The sequence below is a fragment of the Gimesia fumaroli genome, assembly GCF_007754425.1.
GTDB classification, from domain to species: Bacteria; Planctomycetota; Planctomycetia; order Planctomycetales; family Planctomycetaceae; genus Gimesia; species Gimesia fumaroli.
The window spans coordinates 5,044,405-5,070,750 of sequence record NZ_CP037452.1 but is presented as its reverse complement, the minus strand read 5'-3'; the positions used below and the strand labels follow the sequence as shown (position 1 = coordinate 5,070,750).

At 49.5% G+C, this 26,346-nt stretch carries 25 protein-coding genes; 12 read left to right on the top strand and 13 right to left on the bottom strand.

Annotated features, from left to right (window positions below):
• Positions 1 to 27: 27 nt before the first annotated feature.
• The 7 genes from Enr17x_RS19255 to Enr17x_RS19225 form a co-directional block, all read right to left on the bottom strand.
• Positions 28 to 1,068, bottom strand: coding sequence for a galactitol-1-phosphate 5-dehydrogenase (locus Enr17x_RS19255; protein WP_145311347.1), 1,041 nt, complete (start codon positions 1,066 to 1,068; stop codon positions 28 to 30).
• A 168-nt stretch (positions 1,069 to 1,236) separates the two neighbouring features.
• Positions 1,237 to 2,385 (bottom strand): AraC family transcriptional regulator, encoded by a 1,149-nt coding sequence (locus Enr17x_RS19250; protein WP_232100779.1) that lies wholly within the window; start codon positions 2,383 to 2,385, stop codon positions 1,237 to 1,239.
• 147 nt (positions 2,386 to 2,532) lie between these two features.
• On the bottom strand, positions 2,533 to 2,979 hold the full coding sequence (locus Enr17x_RS19245) for a hypothetical protein (RefSeq protein ID WP_145311346.1): 447 nt from the start codon (positions 2,977 to 2,979) through the stop codon (positions 2,533 to 2,535).
• Between the two features lie 185 nt (positions 2,980 to 3,164).
• A complete protein-coding gene (locus Enr17x_RS19240; protein WP_145311345.1) occupies positions 3,165 to 4,187 on the bottom strand; it encodes a DUF1559 domain-containing protein in 1,023 nt (340 codons plus the stop codon).
• 375 nt (positions 4,188 to 4,562) lie between these two features.
• On the bottom strand, positions 4,563 to 6,113 hold the full coding sequence (locus Enr17x_RS19235) for a hypothetical protein (protein WP_145311344.1): 1,551 nt from the start codon (positions 6,111 to 6,113) through the stop codon (positions 4,563 to 4,565).
• Between the two features lie 17 nt (positions 6,114 to 6,130).
• Positions 6,131 to 6,490: a hypothetical protein gene (locus Enr17x_RS19230; RefSeq protein WP_145311343.1), complete on the bottom strand. Its 360-nt coding sequence runs from the start codon at positions 6,488 to 6,490 to the stop codon at positions 6,131 to 6,133.
• A 19-nt stretch (positions 6,491 to 6,509) separates the two neighbouring features.
• Entirely contained in the window at positions 6,510 to 6,866 is a 357-nt protein-coding gene (locus Enr17x_RS19225) for a DUF2089 family protein (RefSeq protein WP_145311342.1), read from the bottom strand.
• Between the two features lie 260 nt (positions 6,867 to 7,126).
• Between Enr17x_RS19225 and Enr17x_RS19220 the strand changes: the two genes are divergently transcribed.
• Both Enr17x_RS19220 and dgt read left to right on the top strand, forming a co-directional pair.
• Positions 7,127 to 7,690: a tetratricopeptide repeat protein gene (locus Enr17x_RS19220; RefSeq protein WP_145311341.1), complete on the top strand. Its 564-nt coding sequence runs from the start codon at positions 7,127 to 7,129 to the stop codon at positions 7,688 to 7,690.
• A 197-nt stretch (positions 7,691 to 7,887) separates the two neighbouring features.
• The gene (gene dgt, locus Enr17x_RS19215) at positions 7,888 to 9,252 is read left to right on the top strand and encodes a dGTP triphosphohydrolase (protein WP_145311340.1); all 1,365 of its coding nucleotides are present in this window, start codon (positions 7,888 to 7,890) and stop codon (positions 9,250 to 9,252) included.
• A 15-nt stretch (positions 9,253 to 9,267) separates the two neighbouring features.
• Here dgt and Enr17x_RS19210 read toward each other — a convergent pair whose 3' ends face one another.
• Together Enr17x_RS19210 and Enr17x_RS19205 are read right to left on the bottom strand one after the other, a co-directional pair.
• Positions 9,268 to 12,669, bottom strand: a complete 3,402-nt coding sequence (locus Enr17x_RS19210; RefSeq protein WP_145311339.1) for a M56 family metallopeptidase — start codon at positions 12,667 to 12,669, stop codon at positions 9,268 to 9,270.
• A complete protein-coding gene (locus tag Enr17x_RS19205; protein ID WP_145311338.1) occupies positions 12,666 to 13,085 on the bottom strand; it encodes a BlaI/MecI/CopY family transcriptional regulator in 420 nt (139 codons plus the stop codon). Before Enr17x_RS19205 ends, Enr17x_RS19210 begins: the two co-directional genes overlap by 4 nt.
• Before the next feature lie 365 nt (positions 13,086 to 13,450).
• Here Enr17x_RS19205 and Enr17x_RS19200 point away from each other — a divergent pair, with 365 nt between their 5' ends.
• From Enr17x_RS19200 to Enr17x_RS19185, 4 genes are all read left to right on the top strand, one after another.
• Positions 13,451 to 13,966 carry a hypothetical protein gene (locus Enr17x_RS19200; RefSeq protein WP_145311337.1) on the top strand — a complete coding sequence of 172 codons (516 nt, stop codon included), beginning with the start codon at positions 13,451 to 13,453 and terminating at the stop codon, positions 13,964 to 13,966.
• A gap of 42 nt (positions 13,967 to 14,008) precedes the next feature.
• Entirely contained in the window at positions 14,009 to 15,499 is a 1,491-nt protein-coding gene (locus tag Enr17x_RS19195; RefSeq protein WP_145311336.1) for an amidohydrolase, read from the top strand.
• Between the two features lie 240 nt (positions 15,500 to 15,739).
• Positions 15,740 to 16,675: a PAC2 family protein gene (locus Enr17x_RS19190; RefSeq protein WP_145311335.1), complete on the top strand. Its 936-nt coding sequence runs from the start codon at positions 15,740 to 15,742 to the stop codon at positions 16,673 to 16,675.
• A gap of 57 nt (positions 16,676 to 16,732) precedes the next feature.
• A complete protein-coding gene (locus Enr17x_RS19185) occupies positions 16,733 to 17,938 on the top strand; it encodes a methionine adenosyltransferase (protein WP_145311334.1) in 1,206 nt (401 codons plus the stop codon).
• A gap of 10 nt (positions 17,939 to 17,948) precedes the next feature.
• Here the strand turns inward: Enr17x_RS19185 and Enr17x_RS19180 are convergent, their stop codons facing one another.
• A complete protein-coding gene (locus Enr17x_RS19180) occupies positions 17,949 to 18,623 on the bottom strand; it encodes a protein-L-isoaspartate(D-aspartate) O-methyltransferase (RefSeq protein ID WP_145311333.1) in 675 nt (224 codons plus the stop codon).
• A gap of 22 nt (positions 18,624 to 18,645) precedes the next feature.
• On the bottom strand, positions 18,646 to 19,089 hold the full coding sequence (locus tag Enr17x_RS19175) for a CBS domain-containing protein (protein WP_198000678.1): 444 nt from the start codon (positions 19,087 to 19,089) through the stop codon (positions 18,646 to 18,648).
• A 281-nt stretch (positions 19,090 to 19,370) separates the two neighbouring features.
• Between Enr17x_RS19175 and Enr17x_RS19170 the strand changes: the two genes are divergently transcribed.
• Positions 19,371 to 19,622 carry a hypothetical protein gene (locus Enr17x_RS19170; RefSeq protein WP_145311331.1) on the top strand — a complete coding sequence of 84 codons (252 nt, stop codon included), beginning with the start codon at positions 19,371 to 19,373 and terminating at the stop codon, positions 19,620 to 19,622.
• A 191-nt stretch (positions 19,623 to 19,813) separates the two neighbouring features.
• Positions 19,814 to 20,353: an Hsp20/alpha crystallin family protein gene (locus Enr17x_RS19165; RefSeq protein WP_198000677.1), complete on the top strand. Its 540-nt coding sequence runs from the start codon at positions 19,814 to 19,816 to the stop codon at positions 20,351 to 20,353.
• Positions 20,354 to 20,477: 124 nt separating this feature from the next.
• Here the strand turns inward: Enr17x_RS19165 and Enr17x_RS19160 are convergent, their stop codons facing one another.
• A complete protein-coding gene (locus tag Enr17x_RS19160; RefSeq protein WP_145311329.1) occupies positions 20,478 to 21,158 on the bottom strand; it encodes a response regulator transcription factor in 681 nt (226 codons plus the stop codon).
• A gap of 127 nt (positions 21,159 to 21,285) precedes the next feature.
• Entirely contained in the window at positions 21,286 to 22,446 is a 1,161-nt protein-coding gene (locus Enr17x_RS19155) for a baeRF3 domain-containing protein (protein ID WP_145311328.1), read from the bottom strand.
• A gap of 610 nt (positions 22,447 to 23,056) precedes the next feature.
• On the opposite strand from Enr17x_RS19155, the gene Enr17x_RS19150 reads away from it, so the two are divergent.
• Genes Enr17x_RS19150 through Enr17x_RS19135 form a run of 4 tightly spaced genes read left to right on the top strand, consistent with a single transcriptional unit; the run spans position 23,057 to position 26,344 of the window.
• Positions 23,057 to 23,557: a Crp/Fnr family transcriptional regulator gene (locus Enr17x_RS19150; protein ID WP_145311327.1), complete on the top strand. Its 501-nt coding sequence runs from the start codon at positions 23,057 to 23,059 to the stop codon at positions 23,555 to 23,557.
• Positions 23,554 to 24,681: a 4Fe-4S dicluster domain-containing protein gene (locus tag Enr17x_RS19145; RefSeq protein ID WP_145311326.1), complete on the top strand. Its 1,128-nt coding sequence runs from the start codon at positions 23,554 to 23,556 to the stop codon at positions 24,679 to 24,681. The genes Enr17x_RS19150 and Enr17x_RS19145 overlap by 4 nt, the downstream gene beginning before the upstream one ends.
• Positions 24,678 to 25,553 carry an FAD/NAD(P)-binding protein gene (locus Enr17x_RS19140; protein ID WP_145311325.1) on the top strand — a complete coding sequence of 292 codons (876 nt, stop codon included), beginning with the start codon at positions 24,678 to 24,680 and terminating at the stop codon, positions 25,551 to 25,553. The genes Enr17x_RS19145 and Enr17x_RS19140 overlap by 4 nt, the downstream gene beginning before the upstream one ends.
• Before the next feature lie 2 nt (positions 25,554 to 25,555).
• Complete coding sequence (locus tag Enr17x_RS19135) at positions 25,556 to 26,344, top strand: NADH-quinone oxidoreductase subunit B family protein (RefSeq protein WP_145311324.1); 789 nt, start codon at positions 25,556 to 25,558, stop codon at positions 26,342 to 26,344.
• Positions 26,345 to 26,346: the final 2 nt, after the last annotated feature.

The following is a 26,346-nucleotide window of genomic DNA, read 5'->3' as shown; positions in this document are numbered from 1 at the left end:
TTTTGGCAAGTGAATTCTTAAGTAATCTTATTCAATAGTGGGGTCGATGATGACTTTCATGGCACCCGGCTCACCGGCATAGAGACGAGCAAACCATGCAGGGCCTTCTTGCAGTGATGCCTTTGCGGTGATGAGAGGCTCAACGCGAATGGCCTGTTTTTGAAGTAAATCAATACAGGCAGGGTACTCGCCGCTCGAAGCGCAGGTTCCAAAGACCGATAATTCGCGCGTGACAACCGATTGCAAAGGCATCTCAATCGTGGGGGAAAGGTTACCTACCAAGGTGACGGCTCCCCCTTTGCGTGCGCACTCAACAGCGGTACGAACGGTGACCGTAGTTCCGACCACTTCCAGAACGACATCGGCACCATGGCCGTTCGTTCGTTTTTTGACTTCTGCAGGCACGTCTACTTCGTCTGCCTTCAGACCCACGTCTGCACCCAGTTGTTGCGCCAGTTCCAGACGCCCGGGATCAAGGTCAACGGCAATGACCTGTGAACAACCGGCGAGACGGATCGCCTGAATGGCCAGTAACCCGATCATTCCACTTCCCACGATGACCGCCGTATCGCCGAGAGAAACCGGAGTCCGATTGGCGGCATGCACGGCAACGGAAACCGCTTCGATCATTGCGGCATGTTCAAAAGGGAGGTCCTTGGGAAGCGAGTAACAGATATGCTGCGGGACCGCTACGAATTCGGCAAACGCGCCGTGCCGACGGTATTCGTCGCATGAAACGCCGAGCACTTTTCGATTGTCACAAAGATTGATCTCTCCCCGGCGACAAAAGAAACATTCGCCGCAAGAGACGGTTGAGTCAAACGTCACATGGTCGCCCGGCTGGAATCCGGAAACTTTATCTCCCACTGCGGCTACGACACCGGCGGCTTCATGTCCCATGACCAGTGGCGGAATGCGTCGTCCGGTACTGCCGTCGTACCCGTGGATATCACTACCGCAGATGCCGCACGCGCGAACCTGCACCAGGATATCTGTCGGTCCGATTTCTGGCTGCTCGAAATCAGTGACTTCGAGTTGTTGATATTCGGTTAACACCATTGCTTTCATGTTGCTGCTTCTATGATAAATCGGTTGGAATTAATATGTTGAATCGGGACTGCACTCTTGGCGGGGCGTTCCTGACAGAGTCTTCAGGGACAATTTACATGAGTTTGATTATAAAAGCGATCTGTCCAGAAGCAATGAGATGGGACGTCATTATTGTAAGATATATTGTCACGCTGAAGGCCAGGGCTGTGCCTGCCTGCGAAACTCGCCGGGAGTGATCTGAGTCAGTCGTTTAAAAACGACATGCATGTATTCCGGGTGCTCGAAACCGCACAATGCCGAGATACGCTCGGCCGATAAATCGGTCGTCAGCAACAATTCCTGAATGCGTCTGACTTGCACGTGCCGTATCTCTTCCTGCGGGGTACGTCCGAGATATTTTCTCAGCTGACGTTCGAGCGTACTGCGTGAGACGGAAGCATTCTGTGTAACATCGTCGACGCTGATTCCCCGGCAGGCATTTTCGCGAATGAACTGCAGGGCCGCTGCGATCTCCGGATCATCAATGGCAACGACATCCGTTGATTGCCGCGTGGCAATTCCAATCGGTGGGATCACCTGAGACGATTCCGTGATGTTTTTACTATTCATGACCTGGGACAACAGATCGGCGGCACGAAATCCGACGGCTTCTGCATTCGGAATAACGCTGGAGAGGGGAGGCGCACAGATGCGGCACAGTAAATCGTCATTGTCGACACCGATCACGGCGACCTCTTCCGGTACCGCCAGTTCAGCATTCGAACAGGCATCGAGCACATGCTGTCCGCGCATATCGTTGCAGGTCATAACGGCGAAGGGGCGCGGAAACTGCTTCAGCCATTTCGTCAGTCGACTTTGAACATCTTCCCAAGATCGAACGGAAGGACCATGCCAGGGGGAGCTGTAAATATCGCAAACGAAGCCCGCTGCATGTAAGGTTTCGACAAAGCCATCCTGTCGACGTTGGGACCAGGCTTCACCGGTGAATCCACAAAAACCGAATTTCTGAAAACCGCGCTCAAGTAAATGTTCGGCTGCGATCCTGCCGATGGCGTGATCGTCTGACCTGACTTGCAGGAGCCCCAGATCTTCTCCACGATCCGTGAGTTCGACCAGCGGAACGCCGGTCGTCGCGACAGCCTTGACCAGATCGGGAGTGGTGGCACGGGAGATGATTCCGTCGCCGTTCCATTTTCTCAGCCACGCAGGCGGTTTTTTTCTGAGATCCCGTTGCTCCAGAAAGACGGACCATTCATCATGCATTCGCATAAAGCGAACGATGCCTGCCAGCAGATCTCTGCCGTAGCTGCTGGAGGTTTCGATGATGAGTGCCACATGCCGCTTCATCCTGCATAGCTTACCGCTTTCGAAACGCACCGTCGAGGCTGTCTGTACTGTGTGAGTAATCAGGGGGCAAGATTCACATCTGCCTTTCATGAACCGGCAATGTCAGCTGACCAGTTGAATGACAACTTTAATCGATTACAGCGGTTTCAGATCGATATTTAATGATTCATTTTTGCCATTGGGATCGATTTTGACTGTCACAGGTGATTTTGCCGGGTCGGAATAAACGAGAGGAATTCGATCCTTCTTTTCCACCGTTTGAATCGGCTCAGAAGGAGCAGGTCCGGGAGTCGTTTCCGATGCAGCGCCATCACTATCTGCTACTGTTTCCGGTTCTTGTACTGTTGTTTGATAAACCGTGACGCGAAATTCTCCCGCGATGGAACCATCGCCTGTCTCATAAGTGGACATGACAAAGGTACCATCATCTTTGATGATTCCCCCGGCGGCCTTTCCATTTTGAGTTGAGATCGGGACAAAAGAAATTGCTCCTCCTCCCACCATCGGCTTGCCATCATAGTGGACAATGCCACTGGTAGGATAAACGGTGGCCCGTTCTTCGCCACCGCAGCCGATCAGCATGATAGACAAGTTCAGAAAAAGACAGCTAAAGAAAGTAGTTTGAGTGAATGAATTCATGGTATGTCTTTGAGCAAAAAACAAAATATTCTTGATCATGATGGGAATCATTGTGTGTAAGAAGAGACAAAGTGATTCGACCCTGGAGACCAGGATCGAACCGTTTTTTCTACGACCACGATTTCTGATTAGAAATTATCTATCACTTCGCGTCCGCCTCGGGTGCTTAAGGCTTGCCAGAGCGTGAGGTCGATGTTTTCAGAGAAAAATCTCACTGAGCCGTCTGCCATGGCGCCCTGAACTCCTCCTGTGTGATAGCTGCGAGCCGCAGAGTACATTTCGGTATAAGGTGAGCCGATCTGGATACAGGCCATTCCCTCTTCGGGATAACTGCGACAGCCCCAGATTCCATCAGGGGTCGAACTGTTTGGTCCCGTTTGCGTACTGAAAATGTTTCCTCCCATGACGCCATAAGGCCAGGTACCACGGGTATCCTGTCTGGATGGGCCCGTTGAACTTTGCAGACGAAACTTGAGCTCACTCAAGGCCAACGTATTGGATGTGCCGTCGATGATGTCTCGGATTCCGATACTGGAATTGTTGCCGAAGACGCCTCCTTTTTTCATATCGTTCGTGTGAATCTGCCCATAACCGGCTTTGCCATAGTTGGCTGCGTAATTTCCCCGAGCTAAATTCTCCAGGCCGGTTCCATTTCCAAATTGCTCCTGGTTTTTAGGATGAGAGGGACAAAGCATCGAGCTGATTTGTTTGCTGCCGACATAGATGCCTTGCGATGTATAAGTTCCATTTCCCAGCCAGTCCAGTACTTCCGGTCGTTCGTTGGCAATTTTCATGAAGTCGTCGAACATGGCGGACTGCTCAATATCTGCCAGCAGCATCAGAATCCATGAGCCACCTATGGCGACCCCTCCGGACCCGTTCGAGCCATTTGGATTATCGCCGGCACCGTTCACACTGCCAGGGGGGAAAACCGTGTGTGTTGAGTGGTAGTTATGTAATGCCAAGGCAAGTTGCTTCAAATTGTTTTTGCAGGTAGAGCGTCTGGCGGCTTCGCGTGCCTGCTGGACTGCCGGGAGTAAAAGTGCAATCAAAATGGCAATGATCGCGATGACGACGAGCAGCTCGATCAAAGTGAATGCAGAACGTCGAAAAAGTTTTGGATAAAATCGGCAAAAGGAATGATTTCGCATCGTAAATTCCTTAATCTGTAGAACTGAATGATGAAAGACTCTCAAGCATCGTCGGATGTTGGGATTGCTTACTCTACACAGACGCCAGCTAAAATTGCATTGATGCGAATACGTTATCTATAGATAGTTTTACGTTCAATGGCATTCTGATTGACTTCACTTTTATTCATCAATTGTTAACCCGAAGTTAACTTGAAATTGGCTCAGGGAATTATCTCTATCAATCCAGTGTGGATTGTTCCAAGTATGTGATCGGTCTGGGCGTCGCTTACCGGAAAGTTTCAAAACGTCAGAAAATGAAATTCAAGTTACGTTTGATGATTCAAAGCCAGGAGGCGCCAGCGACTCTGTGATAGTACTCTCATTTGATACGTTTTAACGGCTGACTTTAAGGTCAATCGTCGCACCTTTTGTTCGAAATGGCGACTGCATATAGCCGGTGGTGGGCAAGTCAATCTGGACATGCAACCGCTGCCGTTTGCCTTCCTTTTCGACGGTATACCCAACGAGTCGGTTCTGGAGTTCTTGCCCAGCAGCACGTGCTGCTGAGACCTCGACCGAATTGATATCCTCCCAGTCTTCCGGCAGGTCAACGACGATGAGGGCGCGATCGTTGAAGAGTCGCTTATTCGAGGACAGATCAGAATAATAGGTGTCAGTGTATTCGCTCTTCAACTGAGTATTCGATAGCAGAGCCGTGATTTGTAACTGATCGGAACCGATGTGTGATGTCGTCACTTTAAATGGCGGTTTCGTAAAGGCTTTTGCAATGATCATTGCAGGGTCGCCAAACAGAACCCGCGCAGCCGTCCCTTTAAGCATCACGTCGCTGGGAGTCCATTTCGGCGAGGGCATCTTGTCTCTAAACGGCTCGAAGGTTGGCAGCGTTCCTCCGTTTCCCAGAATGACTCCGTTGTGCGTGTGACGCATGACATCGCCGAGCGACTTTCCAGAGTAGGCCAGGTATTCCATTTCCTGATAAACGGGAATCCCGTGATCGGGGTGCAGCGCTGCCAGATAGGCGACGGCGCTGTTATCTAGCAGATTCAGGCAGAAGCATTGCTCATCGGCGACTGTCTGACTCTCTACGGTTCCGTTCGGAGTCCATTGGTTGAACCAGCGACTGGTGACGCCCGTGTAACAGGCGCCGTTGAATACAATGCAGGGAGAGAGTTTCAGTTGTTTCGTCTGCTGGCCTTGAAGACCGTCAACAACCCGGTCCGGATAGCCGTGCCCTCCAATATGGATTAGCCCCGCATCGTGCATCGAGTCCAGTCGCGTATTGGTGAATCCGTGAGTGCCATGAGATATGCTTGCGACTGCGGTCCGTTCCTGAAAAACGGGAATCATAAAACAGCCCGGCTGCTGGATGAAACTGTTCTGTGTGGCTTGTGGGTTGGGACCGAAATTATCAATGAGCTTGCCCGGCAACGTTAATTCCCCACTCACGGTTTTCGCAATCCGGTCTACGAATATGGCGGCTGCTTCCGGGGTCGAGCCAGTGATGAATCCACTGCTGACATCAACGAGTGGGTCTTCGTCAATCTGTGTCGTCAACTCCAGCCATTTCCAGGCAAAGTTGACATCAAGTTCGTTCGGCTTAATAAATATTAACGCATACCGCGGCTGGATTGTTCTGAGTTGATCCAGAATCGATTCCATGTCGTCGGCAGAGAATTTCAAACGGGTGGCTTCCGGATGCAGTGCTTGTGCTTTTTGAATCGCCTGCCGATAATCGCGATCCGCGGCTTCAGTAGCAAGAATAAGATAGGGGCCTGACGAGTCCATTCGAACGGCCAATGGTTCGCGCGGCTTTGACAGTGCGAACGGCTGGAAGGCGGAGAGCATGACAAAACCGGTGACAGCGATTCCGATCAGACAGAAAGTCCAGATCGAACCGATACGTTTCTTGGATTGAATGGTCATGTTCCTTCTCTCCTTACTCAGCCAACGCGAATCGACTTTGCGGCGATGCGTCGATTCTCAGCTTGTTCGTAGTTTTTGCGAATCACAGGAATCAGTGCGCCGTTGACAATGGCAAAAACGAATCCCGACAACAGGAACGGATACCAGATCCCATAAGGTTGTCCGCTTAACAAAGCGAATATCCCTGTACCAACGAGAAGTAGTCCGATGGTGATAAACACGAACATCCCACCGAGGATGAATTTTCTTCCCTTCCCACGCGGGCTCAGGATTCCACAAAGAGCACCCAGTAGCCCGCACAGCGTACCCCCACCACCACCAACAACCGTGCCGAACCAGGCACCAAACGTAGTGGGATCAAACCAGGGCGCGTCCATAATGGTACTCCTTCTGCTGTTAGTGATTGGACCGATGTAACTCGAGAATGCTTTGAGCGGCTGTGCTGGTGAGCTGACCGGCTTCAACAAGATTGGCCAGAAGATTCGCCATTTCATCCCGTTCGCGGCTTTCGACAATCAATTGCAGCCGCACAATCAACTTATCCAGCCGGGCGCGAACTGTCGGGTAGCTGATACCGTAATAGCGTGCCAGTTCTTTCAGTGAACCCGATGCCAGTACCAGCTGCAGCACGAACTCAAGATTCTCCTGATCCAAAGACAGTAATGGATGCTCTGGTCGTTGAGTTTGACCGGGAATCAGCTGTGAATTGTCAGCCACTTTCTTTACAGATTCATTTAGATTGATATTGCTCATGTTTAATAATGTTTATCATAAGTTAAACAAAGTAAAGGGTAATGTTGATAAAAAAGACGAAAAGTTAAAACTACTTCCGTTTTCACAGAGGATGGATCGAGAGGAATCGTATTGCAGGATGGGGCTGTTCTAGACTACATTACGCGTGACGGGGGCGGGTTTTATTGTGAGGCATACGGGACTGGAACTGCGTTCCTTACCCACTTTATCACTCTAGTCTACGTATCCAGAGTCGAATCAGGCTGGATCAGGATGTTTTTATGCGGAATCTGTCAAAACGCCCCCTGTTTGGAATGGTCCTGTGTCTGTTCTGTCTGTCAGGGTGCATTCCGGTGTATATGAATGCGCCCGAGCATTATAAGCCGCTCTCTTATTTTCGTACGTTAGATGATGCGGGGGAATATCAGGAGCAATTGGCGAAATACAATCTCGCCATTGATGCCAATGCGGGAGATCTCGACGCGCTTTTCGGGCGGGCAGTGTTGTACATGGGGGTCGGGCGATACACGGCTGCAAAAGCAGATTTGGATCAGGCAATTCAGCATGCGGACAAGCAGCCTGATTATAATTCAACCCGGCTCGCTTCCATCTACGTACACCGTGGACTCCTCCGGTGGGACGACGAGCAGATCGATCTGGCAATTGCCGATTATTCTGAGGCAATTGAACTCAAGCCCGATGACTGGGAAGCCTATTTCCATCGCTGGCTGGCTTATCAGTATCAGGGCAAGGAAGAAAAAGCCAAACAGGATCGCGAGCGAGGCAAAGAGTTGATGCCCAGAGTGTTTGAGCGAGAGTACTCATTTACAGACAGACTGATCTAGCCTTCATTGCGCGGCAGACGGAGTAAAACCAGTCTTCGTTCCCAGAGATCTTCTGAGCGCGGGGATGCCTGCCCGGGAAATGTCGTGGTGTTGGGATTTTTAATCCGTCACCCCTTTGACCTTTTTTTGCCGCTTTCCTATTCTCTTGGAATGCTTTCCGCATTCATTTTTGTTTTTCTGGAGTTAGATCGAAGTCGATGTCTCATAAATTGTCATGGAAGAAACTCCTCTCTGCCAGCAGGGTCTCTGGCCCGAGGAAAGATCGTACCAGGTCAGTTGACCGAAGTTATGTGAAAGCAGATCGAAGAACGAATTTCGAAGCCGATTACGACAGGATCGTTTTTTCTCTGCCGTTTCGCAGGCTGGCCAGAAAAACACAAGTTCATCCGATGGCCAGCAATGACCATATTCATAATCGATTGATTCATTCCCTGGAAGTAGCCAGTGTAGGGCGTTCGTTATCAGATCGCGTGGTTGAGCTGGCAGTGAAAGAGAGCGATCTTTCTGAGAGCGCCCATCTGGATTTAAGCTGGATACTCCAATCAGCGTGTCTGATTCATGACTTGGGAAATCCGCCCTTTGGTCACGCGGGGGAAGAAGTGGTCCGGGCTTGGGTTAAAGAGCACTTGGAAGAATATTTTTCTCCGGCTGAGTTTGAAGATGACGATCAAAGAACACGTTGTATCAGTGATTGCCTGAACTTTGAAGGGAATGCGCAGGGATTCCGAATCGCCTCTCGTTACGATAATCCGAGTGCCGGGTATTTAAGATTGACGTATGCGACGCTGAGTTCCGCGGTCAAATATCCGTGGCTCTCCACAGATGATCGTACTCCAAAGAAAATGAAGCATAATGTTTATACGACCGAAGCAGAAATCTTTAAGGAGATTGCGGATGAGCTGGAGCTCTACAACGCCCAGGGTGATTTCTGTCGGCATCCGCTCTCGTTTTTGACTGAAGCGGCTGACGATATCTGCTATCGTATTCTTGATCTGGAAGACGCTGTCGAAATGGGGATCTGCAAGAGGAACGAAGTTCATAAACTCTTTCTGGCGATTTCGAATAACAAAGACAATGACTGGATGAGTCTGCCTCAATTAAGAGGGCAGGCGATTCAGAGTCTGATCAATGAGTTCTGGAACGTCTATGAAGCAGATTTTGATAACATAATGAATGGAGAACGTGAAGAAGATCTCAAGGCGTCGCTGGATGAGAACTACAGAAATCTGCTCAGAGAAGTGAATCAGTTCTATGAGGATATTTTTGGACACCGGAAAAAAATTGCGACCGAACTGGGAGCATATCACATTTTGGGCCGCGTTTTGAAATCGCTGTTCAAAACGATTCAATCGATTGTTGCTTCCGAAAACTATGAACAGATTCATTTTCTCTCGAAACGCTGCATTGAGCTGACCTGGGGGAAAGAGCATGTCGAACAGAATTTAAACAACAGTTACAGTTGGTGGGTTCAGCAGGTCATGGATTATGTCAGCGGCATGACCGATGATTACGCCATGAAAGTTTCAGGAGAAATCGGCGGTTTTTCACTGGATATGAAATAAGCGCGTCACCCTGTTTTACTTCTTGTCGGGGACTTTGGTCACTCCCAGATCGATTTTTTGTCCCGGTTTGATTTTGATCTGAACCGGTAGAGGATAATAACCCCTTCCTTTCCATCGATTCGCACGTAGCGTGTAAATCGCTCCAACCATGAGATCGTGAAACAGGAAATTTCCCTCTGAGTCGCAATGCTTTGGCATCCAGGTACTCCCGGTATCATAGTTCGGTAAAGTATCGGTACCGGGGGGCGGATTCATTGCCAGTGAAATAGGCGCATCGATGTCGGGTTCCCCTTTCGCAGTGAGTAATTGACCTTTCACTGATCCGAGGGGCTCTAATTTCACTTTGCGAATACTGCGATCTTCCGGAACTCCATAAATCGTGACGGCACGCCCCAGTTGCTGCTGAAGGTGCCGAAAGTAAATGGTTTGGGTTCGTTGCGGGTGAAAGCCAAAGATCGTCGCGGGTTCTCCAGCAGTGCCGGGATAATGGTGGTGGTTTATCGTGTAATTTGTGAGTGGTTTCCCATCTGGTCCCACTACTTCAAACTGAAGTGCTATTCCGCGATCTGCCTGTAAGTCAATCTGAAATTCACTTTCTCCTGTGGGCACCGTGATCAGTTTTACAACCTGATAGAGATTTGTGAAACAATAATCGTGGGTCTGGTATCGGTCATCTCGGTTTTCGTCGATCAGGTGATGTAGTTTCTCCTGGCCGATTCCCAGTAGATGGTCGGTATTAAAGGTGCGTGCTCCAATGATTCCGGCACCTGGCATTCCGATCAGAGAAAATGATCCGTCTTCAGCCGAGATAAATCGGTTCTGCATCGGTTCCAGGCTGGTCGTATTATCCTGGTAAGGAATGAAATGGGTTGCATTTTTGTTACTCAGCAGCGGGAAGTAGTCAAAGCTGGCATTCGGAATCGGTTTGCCTGTTTCCTTATCGGTGATTGTGCCGTGAAACATCACGCCACGACGCAGCTTGATGTTTAACGAAATTGGTTTGAGACCGCTTGGTTTCGGTAGAAGATAGTCTGTCGAAAAATAGGGCTGATCGACATCAGGAATTACATAGAGGCGTAACGTCCCGGAGTAGGGAAGTTGCTCTATACGATATCTACCTTTCAAGTCTGTATGAGGATTCGAAATCTCAACTTCGTTCATTGATCCTTGAACAGATTGTCGTATCTTCAACCTTGCTGAAATCGGGGCGCCGGTTTCCCGATCGCGCACAGTGCCTTCGACGACGAGACTTGGCTCTGTCACATGTGTGAACGTTGCTCCGTAGTGAGTTCCTTTGACGGGACCCTCATAGCCGATCGGACGTGCCTGAACTGACTGCATGTCACGGGAGACAACCGCAATACGTTCGGTCGCCACTTGAGGACCTTCGATTTTAAGAATCAGTAGCCGATCAATGCCGATGTTCAAGAATTGAAAACGGCCTGCTTGATCTGTCTCAATCGAGGTCGGGAATCCGGGTGTATTGGCGGTCACCATGGATGCGCCGGGATACTTCCCGATGGAGGCGTTGTAGCTGCCTGGTTTCGGTTTCTTTTTTTCATTGGGTAGCAGTCCCTGCTGGCTCAACGTGGGTAAATCATGCAGCCAGCGATCTACGGCACCTTCCTCTGCAGAGCAGACTGCCTCTACCGACACGGTGATACCTGCGAGTCCGCGGCCCTCCAGATCGACCAGTCGCCCGCGAATCGGGGCGGCACTTTTGCTTAGAGTGATCTTTAATGGAACAGCCGGATCGGCGTCGGTAGTAGTGATCCATTCTGTTGCATATCCGGGAGCCGTGGCAATGATGAGAGTGCCCGGGTGTTGTCTATAATAAAATGGAGCCGGGCGTACTGTGCTGGCACGCATGACTCGTGTCCAGAGGTCATCAAATTCAAGACGGAATGTTCCATCTGAATTCGTCAGGGTTTCCGTCAGCTGCTTATGGACGGGGAGAGAAATATTTGATTGCCGGTGCTTGGAGTGATATTGTGAATTGTCAACATAGAGTGTTGCGCCTGCGATGGGATGTCCCTGTGAATCGACAATCCGACCTGTATAGACGAAATGACTGTTCTCAGCGTCATCAGTCTTTGCATTCTCTTCAGCGACCTCTTGCTTTGTGGATCTCTCAGGGGCAGCCGTTTGATCAGGTTTTTTGTTCCGGGGAGGGATGGCGGCTTTCTCAGCGACTGCCAATGAGACCGTGCCGAAAGCAGCCATACTGGCAATTCCCGCCGACAGAATGCTGATCAATAGGATTGTCCGTTTATTTAGCCGCGTGACGCAACAGCGTTGTTCGTCCAAAAGGCCGATGATCCGCTGCTCCAGTTTCCAGCGCGATGTAAACAGTCCGACGGTACCGGGAATGGGGCGGGGCGTATTCAAGATTTGTGCCATAGTCAGCAATGTGCGACTATAAGAGGGGGCATCAGTTACGGTCAGTACGTAATTGTCGCAGACTTCTTCGCGGGCCTCTGCGAGCTGACGGTTGAGCAGCCTGACCAGCGGGTGTGCCCAGAAGAGGGTGCCGATGAATGTTTGCAGCAGCACAACAATTTGATCACGGCGTGCAATGTGGGCCAGTTCGTGAATCAGAATCTCGCGCATTTGATCTGCATAAACCTGTTGTAATAACGCTTCGGGCAGAACGACTTTAGGTGACCAGATTCCAGCGGCAAAGGGGCCTGAAATCTGTTCTGATAAGACGAGTTCCGGGATGTTTCTGTTTTGAGAGACTTCCAAAGATTGCCATGTTCGCTGAAACAGTTGTGTCAGATTTTTGTCAGTATTTACATTGGCCGACTTTAACAGCAGTGCCAGGCGATACCATTTCATGGCGAGTTGAATCAGCAGAAAGAGTGAGATAAAAGACCAGAGAAGGAGTGCCGGAAGTATGATGGTTTGCAGTAAATAGCCTGTGATGGTCGGGCGGACTTTCGCAGAATTTGAAGCCGCAGTTGCGGATATTGCTGCAGATGTCACAGACTGGGGCGCTGCTTGTTGAATCGTACTTTTGTCTGAATTGCCTGTCAGGGAAGATTCGGCGTCCTGTTTCTCTTCGGGCAGAACCTGGTTCGTGTTTTTTTTCAGGACGAAGGATTCAGGAGCGTTCTGCCTCAAAATATGAGGTGAAGATGCAGCCGGTTGTGTGCTCACTGTTGTGGGGGCAGGCGGGTTTTGTACCAGTGCGACCGAAAAGAAATTCATTCCGGTTGATTGAATCAGAGTGGAAAGCAGGGGAGACGCACAGATAAGGATCAATGCAGAACAGAGCAGGCAGTAACGTTTTACCGGGGCGCGTCGCAGCATGAGACTTGCCAATGATGCGAAAGCGGCGATGCAGCCAACCTGAATTAAGACGTTCAGACTCCAGACCAGAACCTGATCTGTGGGATTTCCAATCAAACCAGTCATGACCGTTTCCCTCTCTGTTTTCGATTTTGTTTTTGCTTTGACTCCGCTTGCTCGATCATTTCGCGAATGCGCTCTGTCTCTTCACTGGTGAGGCCGCGGTATTCAATCAAGGCGGTGACCAGGTCTTCCGGCGAACCGGCAAACAGACGGTCGACCATCTGACTGACCTTCATTCCCAGCGAAGCTGCCCGGGGGCGGGCGGCGGAATAAATGAACGTACGGCCCTGCTGTCGATGCTGCAGCCAGCCACGTTCTTCCAGCCGCACCATCATCGTCAGCACGGTGTTTCTCGCCAGCTTCCGTTTAGCTTCCAATGCATCCCGCACTTCGCTGACGGTCACCTGACCATTCTCCCAGACGATTTCCATAATCTCGCGTTGAGCTTTGGTAAGCGGTGTAGAATCAGGGGGGGCCATGTTTGTGCTCCAGAACGAAAGGGTGACTACAGTGTGTAGTTATAATGCCTACAGGGTGTAGTTATGTCAAGAGTTTTCTGAAAAATCTTCGGAGGTTGCTAGAGGGATGCCATTTTGATTCAGGTAAGAATTTGGAAGGGAACTGCTTTGAGGCTGTTCATGAAAGAATGGAATACTGCTGGATCTTCATCTCTGATTCCCGGTGGCCGTCAGGTAAAATGTAGTTATGTAGGCAGATTCTGTCTGGACAGGTAATAGAATGCTGAGTCATTTTCTGCTTGTAAAAATAGGTTTTATAGATTCATTGCTGGCTCTGTTCGCGCACTGTTGGGCAAGCCAACAGTGGCACCCAACGCGGGTAATGGTTGCACCCGGCGAGTTTAAAAGCGGTGCCTGGTGAGTTTAAAGATGGTGCCACGGGCCTGGATGATTTCACTGAGTTTTTATTTATGGAATACATGATGTTTTTATTTCTTGTTGAGTTTTCGAGCATGTTGACTTGGAATGATTTTGCTGAAGGGCGTGGTGAGATCAAGTGGAATGTTGGTCAAATTCTGGTGCAGCCTGGTCAGGCCTTGGTTAGAGTTTGTCACAGTGTGGTTCAAATTGTGTCCAGATTGTCGCAGAAAATGGAGCACCCTGTGCAGTGGAACAAGTTGTTCACAAGCAAAATCGTGCTGAAACCAGCGGGTTTTATAGTGCTGAGATGTTTTGCTATTGATACGGTCAGCAAATATGTGGTCTCACTCGCGCGCGACGCTTGCTCCGCATTCTCGTGGTGGGCATCTTTGTGTCAAGTTCTGTTCTTTCACTGGGAATCGAAGGGCAATGAACAGGGAAAACAGATGACATCTTGCGCAGGCTTTGGTAGGCTGGAATGATGAATTGAAAACTGACCCGCGTTGATCTACAAGGAAAACATCATGCGATTATATCTGAATAAACAACTGTTGTGGGCTGGATGTGCACTGGTTTTGCTGCACTCGAATATGGGTCTTCTCGTTTCAGCTGCGGAAAAATCTGCTGCGAAGTTGAGTGAATCACAAAAGACGGCTGTCGACGATGTGACTCAACGGGCAGAAGAACTGAAAGCCGTGAATCAGTCGATCTGGAATTATGCTGAGGTGGGACTCCAGGAAATGAAGTCGTCACAGTTATTGATCGAGAAACTGAAGTCGGACGGGTTCACGGTGAAGAGTGGCGTAGCGGATATGCCGACAGCATTTGTGGCCAGTTACGGGAGTGGTCAGCCGGTCATTGGGATTCTGGCGGAATATGATGCATTGCCGGGATTATCGCAGAAAGCGGTTCCGTTTCGTGAAACTCAAGCAGACGAGGGCGCGGGACATGCCTGCGGTCACAGTGGTTTAGGAACAGCCGCTCTGGGAGCAGCATTGGCGGTGAAAGAGGCGATCGACAAACATCAACTCAAAGGGACAGTTCGCCTGTATGGAACGCCGGCGGAAGAGACGGGGTTGGGAAAAGTTTACATGCTGCTCGACGGGCAGTTCAAGGATCTGGATATCTGCCTGCACTGGCATCCCGCGAATAATACGAACGTGCATCTGGGAAGTTCCAAGGCGCTGGTTTCGGTTAAGTTTACCTTTACCGGACTGCCGGCGCATGCTTCAGTGAGTCCGGAAAGTGGTGTGAGTGCCCTGGATGCGGTTGAGTTGATGAATACCGGCGTGAATTATATGCGGGAGCATGTGAAAGAAGACGCGCGGATGCATTATGTGATTATCGATGGGGGAGGTCAGCCGAACGTGGTGCCGGCGAAAGCGACGGTCTGGTATTACGTGCGTGCGAATACGCACGAGGATCTGGAACGCAATTATCGCTGGGTCGTGGATATCGCGAAAGGGGCAGCGTTGATGACGCGGACGAAACTTAAAATCGACGTCGATACCGACAATCACGAATTGATTCCCAATACACCATTATCGGAAATGATTCATCAAAAGTTGACGGCGATCGGACCGCCGGCGTTTTCAGCGGAAGAGAAGGCCTTCGCGAGGCGGATTCAGCAACCGCTGATTGATGAATTCGGTCAAAATTTTCCTGTAGCGATCGACAGTCGGATTCATTCATTGTTGGAATCAAAAACGTCATCTAAGGGTTCAACCGATGTGGGGGATATCAGCTGGCATATTCCGACCGGAGGTTTACGGACGACCTGTTTTGCGGCGGGAAATCCGGGACATAGTTGGCAGAACGTTGCCTGTATTGGTTCATCCATCGGAGAGAAAGGGATTTTATATGCGGCGCAAGCATTAGCAGCGTCTACTGTGGAATTGATGGAGAATCCAGCGTTGGTCACCGAAGCGAAAGCAGATTTTGATCAACGGATGCAGAAGCGAAAATATATTACGCTGATTCCGAAGGGACAAAAACCACCCGTGAAAATTCGGTAACGCAGGAGCTGATTTGTGGGAAGCGACCTCAAAACACGATGACTCAGATTGACTCATTTACGCGGTATCAGGAGTATCCCGATAGTTTTTTGATTTCACTGAGTGATAATACTGAGGCAAGCTGTGCTTGTTTGGATGTTCTCAGAATTTATTAAATGGAGTTATTGTTCTTTTGCTTTTCAGAAGTCATAACAGATTGCGCAATGAAGATTCAACAACACAATTCGGGAGGTAAGTACCATGATAGACGGTGTCGAAGAATTGTCAGATCCCTGGTTAATTGCAGTCTGGCCGGGAATGGGGAACGTTGGTTTGTCCGCCGGTTATTACCTGATGGCAAAGTTGGGAATGGAGCTTCTCTCGGAGTATTCACCGCCCGAATTATTTGATGTTGATCATGTAGAAGTGCAGCGTGGCCTGATTCGCGCGGGGGTGCGCCCGCGCAGCCGTTTTTTTCTCTGGAAGGATCCTCAAGGAAAACACGATCTGGTCGTGTTGATCGGCGAGGCGCAGCCCCAATTTGGCAAGTATAACTACTGTCAGAAACTGATTGCTTATGCACAAGATCTTGGGATACAACGTGTGATCACTTTTGCTGCGATGGCAACAGCCATGCATCCCGAGCATGAATCACGCGTGTTTGGTGCCGTCACCGATGTCGAGAGCCTGGATGATTTAAAGCGGTGGGACTTGAATATTCTGGAAGAGGGAAACATCAGTGGCTTAAATGGGATCCTGTTGGGGGCGGCCGCCGAGAAGGATCTCAAAGGGGCCTGTCTTTTAGGCGAAATGCCGCATATCTTTTCTCAGCTTCCGTTTCCCAAAGCGTCATTGGCAGTTCTGGAGACATTCAAATTGCTTTCCGGAATTGAGATCGATACAACAGAGCTGGCCGAGCAGGGAAAAGCGATGGAGCAGCGGCTGGGCGAATTGCTGTCGCATGTTGAACAGTCTATGGGGGAACAGCAACCAGAATCTTATGAAGAAGCATATCAGCCCGAGCCGCCGGAAGAACTAAAGCTGACCCCCGAGGAAGAACAAAATATTGAGGACTTGTTTGCCCAGGCAGAACAGGACCGTTCTAAAGCCTATGAACTGAAACAGGAGCTGGATCGACTGGATCTGTTCAAAGACTATGAAGATCGCTTTCTGGATCTGTTTAAAAATAATAAATAAGCGCTTTTCGAAGCAGTCGGATTGAATTCCGGGAAACATCAGGAAAAGAGTACGTCGATGCAAAACTTTAATCTGGCTCTGTTGGGAACCGTAGCGACAGCAGAGCGACAGACCGAATTTGTGGAGCGCAAAGGTATCGGTCATCCGGATACGATTTGCGACGGGATTGCTGAGTCGATTTCGATCGATTTAGCTCAGGCCTATTTTGAAATGATCGGTCGTGTGTTACATCACAATATTGATAAAGGGTTACTGGTAGCCGGCCAGACAACTCCTGCTCTGGGCGGGGGAATTGTGAATGAACCGATGCGTCTGGTGATTGGGGATCGCGCCACCGCAGAATGCGACGGCTACCGGATTTCGACAGACCAGATCGCGATTTCCAGCGCAAAGAGATGGCTCAAAGACAATTTGCGACTTGTGAATCCAGAGAAACATCTGATCTTTCAAAATGAATTGAAGGCCGGTTCCCCGGAATTGACAGATATCTTTGCCCGGAGATCACTTTCTGCTAATGATACATCTGCTGCGGTAGGCTATGCCCCTTTGTCAGAGACCGAACAACTGGTATTGGCGACGGAACGGCGGATTAATTCCGATGAATTCAAAATAGAATTTCCGGATACGGGGGAAGATGTCAAAGTCATGGGGGTACGCCGCGATCGGAGTTTGCATCTGACCGTTGCTGTGGCGATGGTCGATTACCATTTCAAAGAGGCAAAGCAGTATTTCGAGCGGAAGCAGGAATTGCAACAGGAACTGACTCATTTTTTAGAGCCTCAATTGAAGGAACTGGATCAAGTTCAACTCGAAATCAATACACTCGACGATCCGGAGCGTGGCTCAGGAGGGATGTATCTGACTGTGTTGGGGACTTCAGCAGAGGGGGCCGATGGGGGGCAGGTTGGGCGTGGAAATCGGGTGAATGGTTTAATTACCTTGAATCGTCCCATGAGTACGGAAGCAGCCGCGGGTAAGAATCCGGTCAGCCACGTCGGGAAGATCTATAATGTCTTGAGCCACTATCTGGCAGACCAGATCTACAATTCCATCCCGCCCGTGAAAGAGGTCTGCGTCAGGCTCTGTAGTCAGATCGGAAGAGAAATCAGTGATCCCTGGATGATAAGCGTGGAAGTGGTATTGACCGCGAATACCAGTCTGTCAGACATCGAGCCTGCGATTCAGGAGATCGTACAGAAAGAGCTGGCGGGGATGGACGACTTTGTTTTGAGGCTTTCGCGGGGAGAGTTCAGCGTTTACTAAGCAGACAGTATTATCGGGACCAGCCAAATTCTCCGATCAAGGGAACAAAGGCGAACGCTCCCAGATTTTCCTGGGATAATTTTCCTTTGATCATCGTGTATCGATACATGGTTTGTCCCATCGTTTCTGATCCGATGGGAATAATGATTCTACCTCCGTTCTTAAGTTGTTCGGTGTAAGGCTCCGGTAGAGTTTCTGCTCCGGCAGTGACGATGATGGCGTCAAAGGGAGCCACTTCGGGAACTCCCAATGTTCCGTCGGCAGTGTAGACGTGTACGTTCGAAAAGCCCAGGCGTGTGAGACGTTCGCGCGCTATCGTCACTAATTCCGGGATGCGTTCAATCGTATGAACTTCGCGGGTCAGCAGTGATAAAACGGCCGCCCCATATCCAGAGCCAGTACCTACTTCTAATACTGTTTCATCCCCCGTTAATTGAGCCGCTTCACACATATAAGCGACGGTATATGGCTGAGAAATTGTCTGGCCGCAATCAATGGGGAGGGCACAATCGCTATAGGCATACTGTTTCTGTTCGGGAGAAACAAATTCCTCTCGCGGGACGCGGCTCATGGCCTCCAGAACACGAGGATCACGGATGCCTCGAAATCGAAGATGGTTTTCGACCATTTTTTGTCGCGCCGCTTCCCACAGATTCCTATCCTGGTTCGAAGTTGATTCGGTCATGTTATCTCGGTCTTTCGTCGTACTAGCTTTGAGGATGCGCCAGACTCTTTGGACTTTCTTTTCGGATGAGATTACCGATTTCGGTAAATTCAGAACAGAGCAACTCAAGAATGTCATCGAGCGAGATGACCCCGCTCAGTTTTCCTTCTGCATCGACAACTGGCAATCGACGAAAGCCGCCCGATCGCATTTTTGAAAGCGCTGTTTCTATGGTTGTCTCTTCGCTGGCATTATAAGGGAATTGGGTCATGATCTCGCCGACCAGTGTTTGAATTGGATCGCGGCCTTTACCTACGATTCGTAAAGCCACGTCACGGTCGGTAATCAAGCCGACCGGATGTGAATCCTGATCCAGTACAATCAGCGTTCCCACATTCCGTGCATTCATTCGTTCCGCTGCCACCTGGACTGATTCATCAGCGTCGACTAAGTCGGTGTCTCTGGTGCAAATTCGCCCTACGGTCATGATGAGCTCCTTAAAAGAATTCATGTTTCTCGTGATCTTCAAGAGAGTAAAACGCAAGAAAATCTGGCACAACCTTAAATCTACTCTCAACATACCTTTCTGATTTCACTGTGTAAATACATGAAGGGTGGTAGATGAACCGTATGGTTTATTGGGGGAATTCCCTAGCCAGGTTTAGCTCTATTCCTGATTTTATTCCTCGCTGGAAACGGTATTTTATGGAATCAAAGGAGTATGTCGAATTACTTCAACTTCCAGAGATCTAAAGAAAGGGATTTGCGATGACATTAGTAGCCGAACGACAGATGGAACACATTGGCGAAACCAAAGGCTGTGCAGATCATGATCACGATATGGTTCATGAGTTAAGCAAGCGACTGGACTCTCTCTGGAGATGTGATCAATACATTGCCAATGCACAAGGTCATTCCGAGTTGGAGAAGTTCTGGGAAGATATCAAAGCACAGGAAGAAGATAATATTAGCCGCATGAAGGAAATTCTGGCGGATCATATCAGTAAAGGCTGCTTTTAAACTGCTTGTTTTCCCGGGTCGGCTCCCATCATTCGAGGGGGAATTCGAGAGAGGAGAACACTCGGTCAAGTTGTCTTTGTCGTATTGCAGCGACAGATTTATCTGACAAATGACAACATTATGTTTCTGCGTAACAGCTGCAGTTCTGCAGAGGTTTTCAGTTCAAAATATTTATAGTAAGGATGACGAAAATGGCTTCGACAATGACTAAGGTAAAAGAAAAAACGGCTCCTGCTGAATTATCTCAAGTCGCACGTAAAAAAGCACCGCTGTCACGTTTTTCTCAGGAGCTGAACTCCTTGTTCGGGCGTGCTCCTTTCTGGTCTCTACGAGATGAGATGGATAGTCTGATTAACCGCTTTTCAGATGACTGGAGCAGTGGCTGGTTAACCCAGGGGTTTGATGCTTCACTGGATATGTCCGAAACCGATGATGCGATTGAAGTTCGGTTGGATGTTCCGGGGATCAAACCGGAGGAAATTGAAGTTGAAGTCGCCGGGAATCAATTGCGGATCAGCGGCGAACGAAAAGAAGAAACCGAAGAGAAAAGTAAGACATTTCATCGTATCGAACGGCACTCAGGCAGCTTTTCCCGTGCCGTGACGTTGCCTTGTGATGTCAACGAAAATCAGGTTCAGGCCTCCTGTGAAAATGGCGTCCTGACTGTGAGTCTCCCCAAATGCGAAGCTGTGAAACCTCATAAAATTTCTGTGAAGCCTAAAGCCAAATAGCATGCATGAAGTAGAGTGAACTCACAGAGCGCGGGAATGGTGTGTCACACAAGGGTGTGTTGTGGCGCACCATTTTATGAATTTATAGCCTGAAGGATGATTCGAGATTCGAAGCGAGCAAGGATTACTTGTTTTCCAGGACCCACTGGATCGCATGTCCGGTTAACTCGGTGGCATTTGCCAGGTTGAGTTTGTGTTTGATATTTTCCCGGTAGGTTTCGATGGTCTTGGAACTGAGGTTCAGCTTATTAGCTATTTGGCGAGTGGTTTCACCATGGCCGATTTGTTCGAAAACTTCCAGCTCCCGGTCAGAGAGGCTTTCGATCGGGGACTGGGCCGAATAATTATCGGAACCAATCGAACGGCAGATCATGCGCTCGGTCACCTCCGGGCTAAGATAAACTTTTCCCTGGATGACCTGGTCGATTGCTTTGATGAGTTGCTCGGGAGCCTGTTGTTTATTTACAAATCCGAGGGCTCCCGCGCGAATGGATCGTTCGGCAAACAGAGATTCATCATGCATCGAGACCGCCAGAATTCTGATTTCCTGAAATTGTGCTTTGATATCTTTAATCAATTCCAGACCACTGCCATCTGTGAGCGAGATATCGACAATGATAAGATCCGGTGGGTTCTGCATAATCAGCTGGATGGCTTCGGCTTTACTTCCTGCCTGTGCGCAAGTTTGTAAGTCCTTTCGCCGTTCGATAAGACGGACGTACCCCTCGCGCACAATCGGATGGTCATCCACGATCATGATTCGGGTCTTCAAACAATCGGTCTGGTCTCTCTTCGGTTCTTCCATCACAGGCCCTGATAATGCAAGATAGAGAATAGGTTATGTTGTGTAAAAGATTGCGATTGTATCCGTTCTATTCGAATGAGAGAACTCTGTCATGCAAATGTTTTCGACACGATCGAAGTTATATCTCTTACCAACGAAAATAAGCAAGCAATGGTTGGTCTTCCGGCATATCCTCGTTATTAATAATATAGGGGGTGCCACCATGTCTGTAGGTATGTCGGACTGCACAATTCAGTAACGCCGTGTCTTCTGCTTCGGGCTGAGAATGTGTTTTTACTAATTCACCATCATTGGGCACTTTCCCCCAGAGTTCTTTACCGAGAGGGGAAAACAGCGATTCGATTCGGCCTGCACCGGCTGCTTGCAGAATCTCTTCCAGCTGATGTGAGATCCGCTCAGTACCTAAATGCTTGCGGTATTGCTTGACTGCTTTATGCAAGGACTCTTTGGAAAACTGATTTACCAGTGGTAAGGCTAACTCTAATAGTTCCTGATCGCCGAGGCGGTCAGGCGAAGTCTGAATTCGGTCTGAGAGAAGATTCTTCGACTGATAATGTTTTCGAAACAGACTTTGTTGTTTCTCTGCAGCGACCAGAATCAATGGGGGACCATCGTTGTCCAGGTGCTTTTCCAGTTGTTTTGCCAGCAGTTGAAAAAAGTCAGAGAGCAGCTTTTCGTTCTGTTCTTTGGTTAAACCATGACCATGCAGCATACCCGCGTTTTCACCCCCCGGACCAGCGGGAGAAGTGGAGTGATATTGTAAGGATTCTTCAAATTGCGTTTCAGCAGAAATGTCTTCCAGGTTTGTCGGAACATTGTCCGGGAGTTCGAGCTGAGTAAAATCGCCGTTTTGATGTCGAAATAACCGCACCGATTTAGGGCAGATTGCCAGTAAATGAAAGTGATCGTTTTCGAACGCTTTGTAAAATAAGGGGCTGACATAAAAAGCATCTTCGACAGACAGCATCTGCGGGCATTGGTAATTTAGGTCATATTGGTGCGATAACCCGGGCGCTAATAAAAGGCAGAGTCCCTGAGCCGGGCCACGTTCCCAGAATGTTGCGTCGTTCTGAATCTGTCTACCTGCTTCAAGAAACTTGCGTGTTTCTACAGCCCCGAGTCCACGTTGTTGTAGTAAACCCTCTGCTTCATCAAGCAAATTGCGCAGTTGAATTGCATCTTTCCCATGTTCTGAGACCGCTTGATGGCGTGGTAAATAGATCGAAACACAAGGGCCTTGTTCCCACTCGGACAGAGGTTTAAGTTCATCATGCGACAGGGTCTTCATCGAACGCTCCTTGATCATGAAATTCTGAGTAAGTTGGGTTACACTCAACGGATAAATCTGATCCCTGCCTTTATTATACAGAAATCGTTCTCTGAAAAGAAAATGTAGATCGTATTAATTTGAGAGTGATTAGTTACGATCAGGCGGGTTGAGTTTTGTCGTTTGAGATAAGTGATGCAGACAAAACTGGAAAAACTTCCTGTTTATGATTTGCTTATTTAAATGTGAGAAAATTATGACAGCGATCACTCCTTCCATCACAAATGCGATTTCTTCAACGGACCGATAAACGAGCCAATTCGAAACGAATTCCCAATTAGTTTAAAATCTAGTTTAAAATCGCCTTCTAGATATTACATCAGGCAATCAGTCTGATTTGATATCAGATGAATTTCTTCACTGAGTATGGGGGGATCCCCCATACGTGGCAAAGCGTGCTTATTATTTATTTCTGGAACAGCGAAAGAGTCGCTGTAAAATCGCGATCGTGATTGTGAAATCTAAGCTCGCAGACGGAAGCGTTCTTTCTATAGACGGTTCCGTAACGGAAGGTTAAACTTGAGAGAGACTTGGATGTATCGTTTCTACTCTGCAAATATGAGAGGCTGCGATGGAGACTCAACAGCTTCAGCAAATTTTAAAGGAACTTCGATTCACGGCAGGGTTGTCGGAAGAGGATCAGAAGAAACTGGCTGAAATCTCGCGTCCTCAGGATTTTCCTAAAAATGCCACCATATTTACGGAAGGTTGTGAGCATAACGACATTTATGTTATCCGTAGCGGTCGCGTTGAAATTTGCATGAGCATTCCCGCCCGTGGTTGTCTTCCGGTTCTGACATTGGAAGCCGGGGATCTGGTCGGTTGGTCCTCGGTATTACAACAGGGGGAGATGACGGCAACAGTCGCCGCGGTAGATGACACGCAAACGATTGCCATTGATGCCGCTAAATTACGCGCGCTATGCGAAGAAGATCATGACATTGGCTATCAGATCATGCGGCTGATCGCGAAGGCATTGTCCCAACGGCTTGTTGCCAGCCGACTGCAGGTGCTCGATATGTTTGGAGATGCCAGCTCTTACAATAATACTCCGGAAGGGGCCTCGGAATGAGTCAAGAACCACAGACGGAAGAGGTCCGATCCTGTTTTCTTTCAAACAAACAGTTCGAGAAGCTCTTCGAAATCTTGTATGGCTTGGATTATGAGGTCATTGGGCCGATCATTGATCAGGGAGCGATTACTTATGATCGACTGACTTCAGTCAATGATCTACCCCGTGGTTGGACCGACGTCCAGGAACCGGGCAAGTATCGTCTTCAGGAACGGGATGATGACGCCTTGTTTGGGTATGTAGTCGGCCCTCATTCCTGGAAGAAACATCTGTTTCCTCCGGTGAGTACGCTCTCTGTTGCGGATCGGACGGAGGAAGGCTGGCAGTTTTCTGAAGTCGAAGAAGATCGGCCTAAGCTGGCTTTTTTAGGAGTGCGGGCCTGTGAATTAGCGGCACTCAAAATCCAGGATCGGGTCTTTCTCGGTGGTGCGTATGTTGATCCGATCTATCAGGGGCGGCGTGCAGAAACACTGATTATTGCCGTGAATTGCACACAGGCGGCTGCAACCTGCTTCTGCACTTCGATGAACACCGGACCCCGCTGTCAGTCTGGTTTTGATCTGGCGTTGACCGAACTGACAGACGGGTTTGTGGTCGAAGTGGCGACTCCCGCGGGTGAGACGGTCATTCAAGCTCTGAAAACACAGGAACTCTCAGACGAACAGCTGACCCAAGCCTCTGCAGCGCGTCAGCAGGCCGTTGATCAGATTGAGCGGGAACTGGATACCACCGATATTCATGACTTACTGATGTCGAACCTGGAGTCTTCGCATTGGGATGATGTCGCTGAACGCTGCTTATCTTGCACGAACTGTACGATGGTCTGTCCGACCTGTTTCTGCAGTTCGGTCGAAGAAGTCAGCGATCTGACAGGTGACCACGTCGAACGACAGCGCATGTGGGACTCCTGTTTCAATATGAACTTCAGTTATATGAATGGGGGGCTGGTTCGTAATAATATTCGGAATCGCTACCGTCAATGGCTGACCCATAAACTGGCGACTTGGATCGATCAGTTTGGAACTTCTGGTTGCGTCGGCTGTGGTCGTTGTATCTCATGGTGCCCCGTGGGCATTGATTTGACACAGGAAGTCGCTGCAATTCGGAAAGACGGAGAAACATGAATTCCTGTAGTGCGACAACCGGAGGGGACGGCAATTCCGCAAATAATCCCTGGTTACCACAGTCGGCGGTGATTCGTTCGATCTCGGCCGAAGTCCGTGATGTCGCCACGTATCAATTAGCGTTGACTGATCCAGCTGCCGCAGCGGCCTATCGCTTCCAGCCCGGACAGTTCAACATGTTGTATGTACCGGGAGCCGGTGAGTCTGCTATTTCGATGAGCGGAAATCCTGAAACACACGATTCATTGCTGCATACGATTCGGTTTGCCGGAAATGTGACACGCAGCATCGCGGGCATGAAAGTCGGCGATACGCTGGGCCTTCGAGGCCCCTTTGGAACCAGTTGGCCTTTGGAATCCTGCGTCGGCCAGGATGTGATACTGGTCGCGGGGGGAATTGGCTTACCTCCATTGCGCCCGGTAATTTATCGCCTGCTTGCCGAACGCCAGCGGTATGGACGCTTGCATTTGCTCTATGGAGCCCGTTCGCCTGAAATGCGGCTCTATACGGAAGAGTATGAACAATGGAGCGAAGGAGGTCTGGATGTCAGACAGACCGTGGATCGATCCAGTCCCGGCTGGCATGGGAATTTGGGAGTGGTGCCGCTGTTGTTGGAGCGATTACCGGCTTTTGATCCCGCGCGGACGGTGCTCATGATCTGCGGGCCGGATTTAATGATGCGGTTCACAGCCCGTGCTGCGCTACAGATGGGAATGACTGCCGAGCAGATCTGGGTTTCCACCGAACGCAATATGCAATGCGCAGTAGGATTGTGCGGACACTGCCAGTTAGGGCCGGAGTTTATCTGCAAAGACGGACCGGTTTTTCGTTACGATCGAATTTCACCTTATATGAAAGTCGAAGGGCTGTAATCGTGGAGCAGGAAAAACCCCGGCTTGCCGTTTTCAAATTCGCGTCCTGTGATGGATGTCAGTTGTCGCTGCTTGATGCGGAAGATCAGCTGTTGGCTGTCGCTGGTGCGGTGGAGATAGTTTATTTTCCGGAAGCCACCAGCCGGATGGAAGACGGCCCTTACGATATTGCTCTGGTGGAAGGTTCTATCACAACGCTGCACGACGCCGAGCGGATTCAGCAGATTCGAAAAGACTCAAAGTACCTGATGACGATCGGTGCCTGTGCCACCGCAGGAGGGATTCAGGCACTTCGGAACTGGGCGGATACCGATGAATTCATGCGAGCCGTGTATGCCAAACCGGAATATATTCAGGTACTGGAAAGTTCAACGCCGATCTCTGATCATGTTAAAGTCGATTTCGAACTGCGAGGTTGTCCGATCAATCAGTATCAGTTAATCGAAGTCATTCAGTCATTATTAGCAGGCAGAAAACCGCGCACGCCGCAACATAGCGTGTGTCTTGATTGTAAACGCCGCGGAACCGTCTGTGTGACCGTGGCACAGGGCATTGCCTGTCTGGGGCCGGTGACGCAGTCAGGCTGCCATGCATTGTGCCCGAGTTATCACCGAGGCTGTTATGGCTGTTATGGGCCAGCCCCGCAATCGAATCTGGTGAGCCTGGCGACACATATGGAAAAGGAAGGCGATTCCCGAACTGAGATTTCTCATCGCCTGCACAACTTCAATGCTTATGCCCCCGCCTTTCGGAATGAAAGCCAGCGGTTACTCGAACAGGATGGGGAGTAGAG

Excerpts from the sequence above, each read along its gene's own strand:
- Enr17x_RS19255 (WP_145311347.1), bottom strand. The coding sequence starts at position 1,068 with ATGAAAGCAATGGTGTTAACCGAATATCAACAACTCGAAGTCACTGAT.
- Enr17x_RS19245 (WP_145311346.1), bottom strand. The coding sequence starts at position 2,979 with ATGCTGATCGGCTGCGGTGGCGAAGAACGGGCCACCGTTTATCCTACC.
- Enr17x_RS19240 (WP_145311345.1), bottom strand. The coding sequence starts at position 4,187 with ATGCGAAATCATTCCTTTTGCCGATTTTATCCAAAACTTTTTCGACGT.
- Enr17x_RS19235 (WP_145311344.1), bottom strand. The coding sequence starts at position 6,113 with ATGACCATTCAATCCAAGAAACGTATCGGTTCGATCTGGACTTTCTGT.
- Enr17x_RS19230 (WP_145311343.1), bottom strand. The coding sequence starts at position 6,490 with ATGGACGCGCCCTGGTTTGATCCCACTACGTTTGGTGCCTGGTTCGGC.
- Enr17x_RS19225 (WP_145311342.1), bottom strand. The coding sequence starts at position 6,866 with ATGAGCAATATCAATCTAAATGAATCTGTAAAGAAAGTGGCTGACAAT.
- Enr17x_RS19220 (WP_145311341.1), top strand. The coding sequence starts at position 7,127 with ATGCGGAATCTGTCAAAACGCCCCCTGTTTGGAATGGTCCTGTGTCTG.
- dgt (WP_145311340.1), top strand. The coding sequence starts at position 7,888 with ATGTCTCATAAATTGTCATGGAAGAAACTCCTCTCTGCCAGCAGGGTC.
- Enr17x_RS19210 (WP_145311339.1), bottom strand. The coding sequence starts at position 12,669 with ATGACTGGTTTGATTGGAAATCCCACAGATCAGGTTCTGGTCTGGAGT.
- Enr17x_RS19205 (WP_145311338.1), bottom strand. The coding sequence starts at position 13,085 with ATGGCCCCCCCTGATTCTACACCGCTTACCAAAGCTCAACGCGAGATT.
- Enr17x_RS19195 (WP_145311336.1), top strand. The coding sequence starts at position 14,009 with ATGCGATTATATCTGAATAAACAACTGTTGTGGGCTGGATGTGCACTG.
- Enr17x_RS19190 (WP_145311335.1), top strand. The coding sequence starts at position 15,740 with ATGATAGACGGTGTCGAAGAATTGTCAGATCCCTGGTTAATTGCAGTC.
- Enr17x_RS19185 (WP_145311334.1), top strand. The coding sequence starts at position 16,733 with ATGCAAAACTTTAATCTGGCTCTGTTGGGAACCGTAGCGACAGCAGAG.
- Enr17x_RS19180 (WP_145311333.1), bottom strand. The coding sequence starts at position 18,623 with ATGACCGAATCAACTTCGAACCAGGATAGGAATCTGTGGGAAGCGGCG.
- Enr17x_RS19175 (WP_198000678.1), bottom strand. The coding sequence starts at position 19,089 with ATGACCGTAGGGCGAATTTGCACCAGAGACACCGACTTAGTCGACGCT.
- Enr17x_RS19170 (WP_145311331.1), top strand. The coding sequence starts at position 19,371 with ATGACATTAGTAGCCGAACGACAGATGGAACACATTGGCGAAACCAAA.
- Enr17x_RS19165 (WP_198000677.1), top strand. The coding sequence starts at position 19,814 with ATGGCTTCGACAATGACTAAGGTAAAAGAAAAAACGGCTCCTGCTGAA.
- Enr17x_RS19160 (WP_145311329.1), bottom strand. The coding sequence starts at position 21,158 with ATGGAAGAACCGAAGAGAGACCAGACCGATTGTTTGAAGACCCGAATC.
- Enr17x_RS19155 (WP_145311328.1), bottom strand. The coding sequence starts at position 22,446 with ATGAAGACCCTGTCGCATGATGAACTTAAACCTCTGTCCGAGTGGGAA.
- Enr17x_RS19150 (WP_145311327.1), top strand. The coding sequence starts at position 23,057 with ATGGAGACTCAACAGCTTCAGCAAATTTTAAAGGAACTTCGATTCACG.
- Enr17x_RS19145 (WP_145311326.1), top strand. The coding sequence starts at position 23,554 with ATGAGTCAAGAACCACAGACGGAAGAGGTCCGATCCTGTTTTCTTTCA.
- Enr17x_RS19140 (WP_145311325.1), top strand. The coding sequence starts at position 24,678 with ATGAATTCCTGTAGTGCGACAACCGGAGGGGACGGCAATTCCGCAAAT.